The sequence below is a fragment of the Orrella sp. 11846 genome (assembly GCF_048820935.1).
In the GTDB taxonomy this organism is placed as follows: domain Bacteria; phylum Pseudomonadota; class Gammaproteobacteria; order Burkholderiales; family Burkholderiaceae_B; genus Algicoccus.
In genome coordinates this window covers 1-9,709 of sequence record NZ_JBMERD010000029.1, presented here as the reverse complement: position 1 = coordinate 9,709, position 9,709 = coordinate 1, and the positions used below count along the sequence as shown (strand labels likewise).

Below are 9,709 nucleotides of genomic sequence, written 5' to 3'. Positions count from 1 at the left end.
TGTAACTACCCCCTATATTCACACAGCAAACACGTAGAATCTTTACAATGCTTAGGCAAGGCGTTTTACGATGAGCAAAAAAAGAACTGAAGCCCAGATAGTGGTCATTCTTAAAGAATCTGAAGCAGGGATTCCGATCACTGAATTGTGCCGTCAATACGGTATTGCGAACTCGACTTTTTACAAATGGCGTGCTAAATACGGCGGCTTGGAAGTTTCAGAAGTTCACCGTCTTAAGGCGCTCGAAGAAGAAAATCGACGGCTCAAACAAATGTATGCAGACCTCAGCCTAAAGAGCATGTTGCAGGAGGAAATCATAAAAAAGCTATAGTGCCTGTGGCCGAAAGAAAGATTTGGGTTCAAACGCTGCAGGCACGACATCGTGTTTCTATTTGTCTTGGCTGTGAAGTAAGCGGAATTAGCCGATCAGCTTATTATGACAAACCTAAGCAGATTGATGAAACGGTCATCACTGACTTGTTAAAGACATTGGCGGAAAAACATAAAAGATGGGGCTTTCCAAAGCTCTTCAAGCGAATCCGTGCATTGGGTCACCCATGGAATCACAAGCGTGTATATCGCCTCTATCAGGCTTTAAAGTTGAGTCTGCGGTCTAAAAAGAAACAACGGATAGCACCAAGAAACCCTGAGCCGCTCCATGTGCCAGACAAGTTTGGCAACACATGGTCCATGGATTTTATGTCAGACACACTAGAAACCCGTGTGAGATATCGCACCTTCAATGTCATTGATGATTCCAACCGTGAGGTGCTAGGTATTGATATCGGCATTGGAATGCCAGCGCAGCGTGTTGTACGTTATCTTGATGAGTGATCCCTATGGCACGGTTATCCGAATAAAATCCGCGTGGATAATGGCAGTGAGTTTCGTTCTGAGGTTTTTATGCAATGGGCTCAGAAGCACAATATTTTCATTGACTTCATCGAGCCAGGCAGCCCCTATCAAAATGCTTATATTGAACGTTTTAATCGAACATGCCGAGAAGAAGTGCTTGATTTATATTTATTCAAAAACCTCAATGAAGTAAGGCAACAAACGGCCCAATGGATGGAGATTTACAACACAGAAAGACCCCATGATTCACTTGAGGATTTAACCCCTCAGATGTACAAAAATAAGTATTTAATCAACCAATATTCTACGTCTGCGCTGTGTTAAGTTTGGGATAGTTACACGCGCGGTCTATTAGGGGTTTGGTTTGGCTTCGCTATTGGCTAACTGGGCCGTCAAATCCGTCACAGGAGGGGCTAGTTTACGCAAAGGCACGACCGCAAAGTTTGTAGCGTCAGCTTGCGCAGCTAGGTCCAGACAGAGATAATTCATTCCAGCGCTGTCACGCACGTAGAGGCGTCGGCGTTCAATATCCGTGATACTGGTCCAGCTGGTGAACTCAGTCGGAATGGCCGCATCAAGCTTTTGCCCCACCACTTCCAGATGCGCACTGCCCTGCTCTGGCGGATCAATGGTGATTCCGCGCGGGCGATCAAAATTATTCATGATGTGTGCGACCATCTGCACCGATTTGTCAGCATCAGTTTGTTTTTCTGCAAACTGGGCATAATAAACAGCTCGGATAAAGCGATCAACTGAACTGTCGGTGCCAGGTAATCCCGTTTTAGCGGTACCACTTCCAGGTTGCATTACATCGTAGCCCATGAAACGACCCCGTGAATGATCCACATTCGAGAGAAACGTATAGTTATTTAGATTTGTTAGGTGCCAGGAAAACTGGGGCGCATTGGTCATCACGCCCACCGGATTGTCATAAACCGTACGCACTCCATGATGAAACTCAATCACCAGACTCGCACCTGTTGCATCATGCACGGAATAATGAAATGGCATTTGCACGCCACCCAAGATAGGAACGTGCTCGAGCACAATTTGCAAATCCGAGAGTAGCGACTTCACTTCTTGAATCGTGGCACATTGCCCCAACAAAAAAGTACCTAAATCCAAAATCGACAAGGTGGGATAATCGTTTTTTAGATCAGGCTGAGATCCACCCGCTTGGGGGTAGGACTGTACACTAAACGTAAGACCCACATCATTAACGCCTTCAATCACTTTTAAGCCTTGGGGCTCAAACCCAGCTGTAGTCGGTAGCTCACTGGGCATCGTCACAGCGAGAATCGCATGCTTAAGCGTATAGTCTATCGAGGGATATCCAGACACCGATGATGTCAATGCCTTTTTTTTAGGGAATCGGGCAATCAGATACGGCAACTCCAAACTGAGTTCCAGCGTTCGACCCACATAAGGCCGGTTCATCGCATCAACGTATAGCAGTGAAGTACACATAATTTATCCCAAGATTTGGCATTTAAAAAATATCCCGAATCAAGCGCAGAATGAAAACGACTGTTCAGACAGTCGTGTGGCACCCGACATATTGTCAGCGATGGGACAACGCTTTTCAATATCTTGTAAAAACGCTTCTTTTTCTTTGTGACTCAGATCTGCATCAATATTAACATCCGTATGGATGCTAATAAAACCTGCACGCCCTTTGGTTGCACGACCTAGCAAAAAGTTTTTGTTGTATCGCTATCATGCATCCAATGGCACAAATACAGCTCTGCAATGTCGCCACAAAAGGTTGCAATGGGTCGCTGCGCGCGACGGTCTGACAAGACAAATCCAATGCAGCTTGCTACTATTGCGCTTTGAATTTCTGCTCGACAGTTAATTTCTGCCACTGTTTATCTGAAATACCTAACGGGCAACCTGCTCCGTACGCGCCGAGCAACAACATAACTACCGTTCCCCCACCATACCAAGCCACTTCGGTCCTGTATTCGAAGCGCGCTCCCTCGAAAACCTCTGAATTCCATCCTAGTTCGCCAGATACCCTCCATCGACAGGCAACGTTACACCCGTGATATAAGACGCCGCATCACTGACCAAAAAACAAATGGCATTGACCACTTGTTCGGGGTCACCCGGACGATTTAAAGGCACACGCTCTAAAAACCGATTAAGTTGATCTGGACAGGTCATCGTCTTGCGCGTCATGTCCGTTGCAATCAATCCCGGTGCGACAGCATTGACACGCACAGACTGGGGTCCTAGCTCTAAGGCAAGCGCTTGCGTCATTTGTTTCAAGCCACCTTTGGACACGGTATAAGCCACCGAGTTCTTGACAGCGACAAACGCGTGGATCGAAGCAACATTCACGACACAACCCTGATTGGCAATCAGTTGCTCGCTAAACACCCGCGAAACTACAAAAGCCCCTTTGAGGTTGACAGCGATGGTCTGATCCCAAAGTACTTCCGCATCCGCATCCACAAAATCACCGCGCAATAAAACGCCGGCATTGTTAACCAGAATGTCACAATCACCTAAACGACTCTGCACATCAGCCGCAATGCCCACTAAGGCATTGCGATCAGTGACGCTCACCGCATAGGGCACCACATAAGCGCCCAGAGCTCTGAGTTCTTCGTAGAGCTGTTGCAAAGGCTGCACATGGACATCCAAAGCGGCGACACGCACGCCAGACAACGCTAGACGCCGTGCCGTTGCACGTCCAATGCCTGAGCCAGCACCGGTGACCACGGCCACCTTGCCACTTAAATCAATGGCCAGACTGGCTGGCCATGAAGCGGGTTTAGAAACGCTCATGATTTAATTCATCACACCTTGATGTATTTACAGGTATTTTTTCATAAATTCAAGAGAGCGAGTCTGCGCCAGTGTTGTGGCGTTTTCATCACGGTGCTGACCATTTGGCCGGGCAAACGCATGATCACACCCCTCATACACATAGGCTTCCCACGCTGGACGGGTCTTCACATTGGCCAAAATTGTATTGCGCACAGGCTCGGGCACATAGCTGTCCAATTCGGCAATATGTAAGAGTGTGGGCACAGCCGCTTCTGGTGTCGCAGGCACTAATTGCTCAAGGCCCACACCATAGTAGCTAACCGCACATTTAATACCCGTGTCAGCTGCCATACGCACCACCAGACGTCCCCCCCAGCAATAGCCCAAACCGGCAATGCGGTTGTTGCCAATCTTGGCTTCAAGCCAGGCCCGTGTGGCTTCCAGATCGGAAACCGTCACGTTTTCATCGGCACCTTGCATCAATTGCACACCTTTTTCAAACTCAGCCTGTACGGTTGGGTCTAATTCGAGATTGGCTTCTTGGCGCCAGAAAAGATCTGGAACAACCACGTTAAAGCCCTGTGCAGCCCATTCTTGTGCGGCGGCTTTCATCGCGGCGTTGACACCAAAGATTTCTTGGATCAGTACAATGCCCGGCGCATTCGCGTCGGCAGCTGCCACAAAATAAGCACCGAAAGATTTACCATCTTGGCTTTGAATCGTGACTTGAGTCATTCTTTGACACTCCTATTTATCATTACAAAAAGATGCGCTGGATAACCTTGCGCATCACGAAGCTTGCACCGTAGACATCCGGATGCTGACCTTGGCGGGGTTATGAATAGACCGCACAAATTCGATTAATTCATCGTCCTGACCATACAGCCAGGCTTTGACTTCCAACACTGGCTTACCTTGGGACAAACCCAAGGCTTGAACCGCATAAGGCGGTTGCTCAATTGCCGTAATCGTGTGTAACAACTTCACAACTTTCGTCTGATAAACATCTTCGATCAGACGATACATGGCCTCTGTTTTTTTGGGTAAAAGCGCCTGTATCCCAGCAAAACGACCGGGCACAAATACCTGCGTCCAAGTGCAGTTCACCTCTTCACCAGTCAGACGGCGCACACCGGTGACTTGTAAGCACGCACCGGTTGCATCCATTAAACCTACCATATCTGGATCAACGGGGTCGGGCAATGCCATCTGACACACAGCCTGAATATGCATCACACTGCGGCCAGCAAACTCTAGCACGTTGTCTATGCCGTCCATGCGTTGCTCATAACGTTGATTGGGCGTGTGACGTAAAACTCGTGTCCCCATACGGCGCACGCGCTCAACCAACCCTTGCTGAGTCAGAATACTCATGGCGGCTCGGATAGTGTGACGGCTCACCGCCAAACTCTCAGACAGTTCCACTTCGGTCGGCAGAATAGATCCGATCGCCCGCGTTTGAATTTCAGCGATCAGTTGTTCGGCCACTTGCTGATACAGTGGGCGCTGTTTGGTGGTTATTGGTGATTTCACAGAGGTTTCCATATTCAGCCCTGACGCAAAGTCCCCGGTAACCATAAAACAATCTCTGGAAACAGACTCAAAACCAAAGCCCAAATCAGCATCAAGATAAAAAACGGAACCGTCGCGCGGGTAATAAAAGACAAACTCTGATTCGTAATTGACTGAATCACAAATAAATTAAATCCAATCGGTGGTGTGATCTGCGCCATCTCTACCACAACCACTAAAAAGACTCCAAACCAGATTGGATCATAGCCAGCTTGTGTCACCAAGGGCAGCGCAATGGGTAAGGTCATCACAATGATGGACGTACCATCCAGAAAACACCCCAGCACGATGTAAAACAGTAACAATAAGACGATGAGCGCAAACGGTGACAGATGCAAAGCCGCAATCTGTTGCGCAACATATTTCGGCAATCCCAAATAACTCATGGCCACGGCAATCAATGCCGCACCTGCCATAATCAAACCAATCATGCTGCAAGTTCTAGCAGCACTACGACCTGCTTCAATGAGACTGCGCCAGCTTAATGAACGCTGTTGCCAACCGATCAGAATTGCCCCAAACACCCCCACTGCGGCAATTTCAGAGGGTCCTGCAAACCCAAGATAAAGTGCACCGATAATAGCCACAATCAAGACCACGACGGGCATGATCTGGCGCAACCCAATTAAACGATCACGACGACTAAACTGCACAGCGGATTGTGCAGGTTTTGAGCCACGCAGCATAATAAATAGCATGTACAAGAAAGCCAGCCCGAGCCCAGGCACAATACCCGCAATAAACAGTTCGACAATGGACTGCGAAGCAAGCACCCCATAAATAATCATAATCAGGCTAGGCGGAATCAAAAATCCCAAAGTGCCTGACCCGGCTAATGAGCCAATCGATAAACGCGCGTTATAGCCGCGCTTTTCCAACTCGGGCAACGTCACCCGCCCCACAATCTGAGTAGTCGCCACTGATGAACCACAAATCGCTGAAAACAAGGTGCAACCCAGCACATTGACGTGCGTTAAACCACCAGGCAAACGCCCAACCCAAGGCGCCAACCCTGAAAACAAAGATCGACCGATACTGGTTTTAGCGAGAATTTCACCCATCAGCACAAACAACGGCAAAGCCAAAAGCTCTTGACTGGTGGTGGTTGTCCAAAAGATTTGACCTGTGAGCACATCGAGTGGCAAATTGGGTTTAAACAACATCAAAACCACATAACCCACACCGAATAAGCTCAAACTGACCCAGACAGACACGCCCAAGAACAGCAGTAAGCCAGCGCAAGTGACGATCGTAATCGCTAGCATGCGTCATCCTTATGCAAGTCAGTCGCTGACTGTGAGCTGTCCACTTGCGCAGGTTGCCCTCGAAGCACGCGCACAAGACGCGCAAAAAACGCCAACAACAAAAGTAACGCCCCGACAAAGACAATCACTTGCGGAATATAGAGTGGCGTTTGCATCACGGTGTTAGACACCGTTGCACGACCCATCGAGCGCTGCACCAGCATCCAGAGTGAAATCGTAATGATCAGTACTAAAGCGGTTGCGATCACGGTCGCAATCAGGTCAAGCGTCTTGTGATGACGTTTGGGCAGAACCGATTGCATAAACGTCACGCGAATATGCGCGCCTGTGCGCAACGCATTGCCCGAGCCCAGAAAAAAAGCGCCCGCCATGGCATAAGCACTGTACTCCCAAGAAAACGCAATGCTTTGATTAAAAAAGCTGCGCGCAATCGTTTCTGAGAGCATCAGCCCTGCAATGCCATATAAAAACACGATGGCTGTGCCCTCACCCAGAATGCACAGCCGATCGATTAGCCGTAAGACACGATTCATGTCAGATCAGTCATTAAGGCTAGCGTTCTGCCAGATACGCATCTAAAAGCTTGCGTGACTGAGGACCTGCAGCTTTGGCAAAGCTGTCCCACATGGGCTGTCCGACCCGAGAGATTTCAGCTTTCAGTGCAGCAGATGGCTCGGTAATGTTCATCTTGTTGTCGCGTAAGATAGTCAGTGCTTTCTCGTCTTGCTGCGCACTGATGGCCCAAAATTCAGGCTCGAGCTTTTCAATCACGGACTCAACCGCTTTTTTCTGCTCTGCACTCAATTTGTCCCAGTCATCTTGATTGACTGTCACCATGCTCAGTGATGTGGCCCAATTCAGGGGCACAAAGTTGGGTGTAAATTGCCAAAACTTGCCATCCACACCCGATGAGGCTGAAGTTCCAACGCCATCAATTGTGCCTGCTGCCAATGCGGGAACCACCTCCCCCCAAGGCATTTGTGAAGGCACTGCACCCAATTCCTTCATGAACTCATAAGCTGGCTTGTCATGCGCTCTAATTTTTTGACCTTCAATATCTTTGGGCTCCGCGATCGGGCGTTTGCTAAACATACCGGGTGATGGCCAAGGCACTGCGTAGAGAATTTTTTGATTATGTTTTTGTGCCAACTCATCATAGACAGGTCGAGCGTGCTTCAGAAACAGTTTCATTTCTTCTTGACCCGCAATCAGCCCTGGCAAAGCATCCATACCGAACAAAGGCTCCACACCACCCTGCTGCGACACGAGCATGTCTGCAACCTGCACCAAACCATTTTCAACGGCCATCAATGTATCTGGGCCTTTAATATTGAGTTCCCCGCCGGGGTGCACGGTAATCACAAGCTCGCCATTGGTCGCATCTTTGACTTGCTGCGCAAACACTTCTGCGTTCTGAGTCTGAAAGTTGCCTGCTGGCCAAGCCAAAGACATATCCCATTGATGCTGTTGTGCGTTCACGACGCCACTCATCGACAATGCACAAGCGGCAAACAAGGTGTTTAACTTCCAGAACTGAGATGACTTCATAGTGGCTCCTCTGAGATAGCAGATCAATTCGGCTTAATAAGTCCGTAATTATTGAATAGGTACGGAGTTTATCGACACAATCTCTCAACCACAATCGGGTTATCCCTTACGCAAGGCGGGTAAATTGCTTAACGTTTATGCTTTTGCCAACCTTTCCCAAAATCTTTGCCTGTCCCGCGATAACCACCTCGCCCATCTGATTCCAGACCGCGCCCAAAATTATCACCTGTCCCTCTATACCCGCCGCGCCCGTCAGAATCCCAGCCTTTCCCAAAATGATCCCCACCGCCTCGGTAACCACCGCGACCATCGGACTCCCACCGCTGACCAAAATTATCACCAGTTCCGCGATAGCCCCCACGGCCATCAGACTCCCAGCCTTTGCCAAAATTCTCGCCTGTCCCGCGATACCCGCCTCGACCATCCGATTCCCAACCCTGACCGAATAGATCTCCAGTTCCTCGGTAGCTTTGCGCACTGACGTCCGATATTGCGGCAAGCATCAAGCTAACTGAAACTACCCCCATCAGCACCAGTTTGCGTCCACTGCGATGACTTAATCTGACGAATTGTTTGTCTATACGCATGAGTTCTTCTCCTAGTGGCCAATACTTTGATAAGACCATTGTCGCAAACACTCGACGCAATCTAGTCGACCTACTAGAATAGGTGCCTAAAAATTGCTCACCTTTCTGGCGCATCCATGTCACCCCAAACCCAACCACCTTTATTTCAGTCACTCCTCAACCCCAATACCGTTTTAGCTGCTTTGCAATGGTTACTTTTTATGTTCACCAACACACTGGTGATTCCGATTGCGGTGGCTGCTGCGTTTGATCTCTCACTCGCTAAAATGACGATGCTGATGCAAGTCTCTTTTGTGTTGGTGGGGGCTGCGTGCGTGGTTCAGGGTTTATTAGGGCACCGCCGTCCAGTCATGGAAGGACAGTCTGGGTTGTGGTGGGCAGTCATTCTGAGTCTGGCGTTTTCTGCGCACGACCAAGGCATGTCACTCACCACCGTCGGAGGCAGTCTCGCGATTGGTATCTTTTTGTCCGCATTGGTCAATATCGTGATCGGTTTAAGTGGTCTGGGCTATGTGCTCGCTAGGCTCTTTAATCCGGGTGTCATGGGTGTCTTTATGTTTCTCTTTGGCGTCAAGCTCATTGAGATCTTTATGAAGGGCATGCTGGGTTTACCTTTTGGTCAGGCGCAAGGTGCGCCCACGATTAATTTAAGCGTCTCAGCGCTCTCCATCGTCATCGTCTGTCTGGTGACATTCATCACCGTCAGAGCCAAAGTCTGGTTGGCTCGTTACGCCTTACTAATTGGCTTGATTGTCGGGTGGATTGCCTGGAGTCTAGCGTTTACAGACAGCGCTTCCGACCATACTCTCAGTGGCTTCACACTCGAATTCTTTCCACTTGGAGAGCCCGTATGGAACACCGGCATTATCGTGACCTGTCTGATTACCGGCATTCTAAATCTCGCCAACACCTTCGGGGCCATGAAAGGCACCGAACCTATTCTTCAGGTGCAAACAAGCCGCAGTGACTATCGGCGTTCTTTAACCATCTCAGGTATTTGGGTGGGGTTTTCAGGGTTGTTGGGTGCTGTCCCTTTTGCCCCCTATGTGTCTTCGATTGGTTATCTACAGCAAACCGGGATTTACACCCGACTGCCATTTATTCTAG

10 protein-coding genes and 1 pseudogene are annotated in these 9,709 nt (G+C 49.1%); 2 read left to right on the top strand and 9 right to left on the bottom strand.

The features are described 5' to 3' along the window. Window positions 1-70: 70 nt before the first annotated feature. Window positions 71-1,179: pseudogene (locus tag ACOI06_RS14255) on the top strand (IS3 family transposase). Window positions 1,180-1,206: 27 nt separating this feature from the next. Here the strand turns inward: ACOI06_RS14255 and ACOI06_RS14250 are convergent. The 9 genes from ACOI06_RS14250 to ACOI06_RS14210 form a co-directional block, all read right to left on the bottom strand. After that, on the bottom strand, window positions 1,207-2,322 hold the full coding sequence (locus ACOI06_RS14250) for a linear amide C-N hydrolase (RefSeq protein ID WP_420663263.1): 1,116 nt from the start codon (window positions 2,320-2,322) through the stop codon (window positions 1,207-1,209). Between the two features lie 39 nt (window positions 2,323-2,361). Next, window positions 2,362-2,550 (bottom strand): OsmC family protein, encoded by a 189-nt coding sequence (locus tag ACOI06_RS14245; RefSeq protein WP_420663262.1) that lies wholly within the window; start codon window positions 2,548-2,550, stop codon window positions 2,362-2,364. A gap of 306 nt (window positions 2,551-2,856) precedes the next feature. Further along, a complete protein-coding gene (locus tag ACOI06_RS14240; protein WP_420663261.1) occupies window positions 2,857-3,648 on the bottom strand; it encodes an SDR family NAD(P)-dependent oxidoreductase in 792 nt (263 codons plus the stop codon). Between the two features lie 27 nt (window positions 3,649-3,675). Then, window positions 3,676-4,365, bottom strand: coding sequence for a dienelactone hydrolase family protein (locus ACOI06_RS14235; protein ID WP_420663260.1), 690 nt, complete (start codon window positions 4,363-4,365; stop codon window positions 3,676-3,678). Window positions 4,366-4,419: 54 nt separating this feature from the next. Beyond that, window positions 4,420-5,163 carry a GntR family transcriptional regulator gene (locus ACOI06_RS14230; RefSeq protein WP_420663259.1) on the bottom strand — a complete coding sequence of 248 codons (744 nt, stop codon included), beginning with the start codon at window positions 5,161-5,163 and terminating at the stop codon, window positions 4,420-4,422. 14 nt (window positions 5,164-5,177) lie between these two features. Beyond that, window positions 5,178-6,467: a TRAP transporter large permease gene (locus ACOI06_RS14225; RefSeq protein WP_420663258.1), complete on the bottom strand. Its 1,290-nt coding sequence runs from the start codon at window positions 6,465-6,467 to the stop codon at window positions 5,178-5,180. Further along, the gene (locus ACOI06_RS14220) at window positions 6,461-7,000 is read right to left on the bottom strand and encodes a TRAP transporter small permease (RefSeq protein ID WP_420663257.1); all 540 of its coding nucleotides are present in this window, start codon (window positions 6,998-7,000) and stop codon (window positions 6,461-6,463) included. The genes ACOI06_RS14225 and ACOI06_RS14220 overlap by 7 nt, the downstream gene beginning before the upstream one ends. Window positions 7,001-7,019: 19 nt before the next feature. Continuing rightward, a complete protein-coding gene (locus ACOI06_RS14215) occupies window positions 7,020-8,015 on the bottom strand; it encodes a TRAP transporter substrate-binding protein (protein WP_420663256.1) in 996 nt (331 codons plus the stop codon). A gap of 128 nt (window positions 8,016-8,143) precedes the next feature. After that, window positions 8,144-8,602 carry a hypothetical protein gene (locus ACOI06_RS14210; protein WP_420663255.1) on the bottom strand — a complete coding sequence of 153 codons (459 nt, stop codon included), beginning with the start codon at window positions 8,600-8,602 and terminating at the stop codon, window positions 8,144-8,146. A 116-nt stretch (window positions 8,603-8,718) separates the two neighbouring features. On the opposite strand from ACOI06_RS14210, the gene ACOI06_RS14205 reads away from it, so the two are divergent. Then, on the top strand, window positions 8,719-9,709 hold a 991-nt coding region (locus tag ACOI06_RS14205; RefSeq protein WP_420663254.1), incomplete at its 3' end, for a solute carrier family 23 protein.

Coding starts and splice junctions, on each gene's coding strand:
- ACOI06_RS14220 (WP_420663257.1), bottom strand. CDS start 7,000: ATGAATCGTGTCTTACGGCTAATCGATCGGCTGTGCATTCTGGGTGAG.
- ACOI06_RS14225 (WP_420663258.1), bottom strand. CDS start 6,467: ATGCTAGCGATTACGATCGTCACTTGCGCTGGCTTACTGCTGTTCTTG.
- ACOI06_RS14215 (WP_420663256.1), bottom strand. CDS start 8,015: ATGAAGTCATCTCAGTTCTGGAAGTTAAACACCTTGTTTGCCGCTTGT.
- ACOI06_RS14250 (WP_420663263.1), bottom strand. CDS start 2,322: ATGTGTACTTCACTGCTATACGTTGATGCGATGAACCGGCCTTATGTG.
- ACOI06_RS14235 (WP_420663260.1), bottom strand. CDS start 4,365: ATGACTCAAGTCACGATTCAAAGCCAAGATGGTAAATCTTTCGGTGCT.
- ACOI06_RS14240 (WP_420663261.1), bottom strand. CDS start 3,648: ATGAGCGTTTCTAAACCCGCTTCATGGCCAGCCAGTCTGGCCATTGAT.
- ACOI06_RS14210 (WP_420663255.1), bottom strand. CDS start 8,602: ATGCGTATAGACAAACAATTCGTCAGATTAAGTCATCGCAGTGGACGC.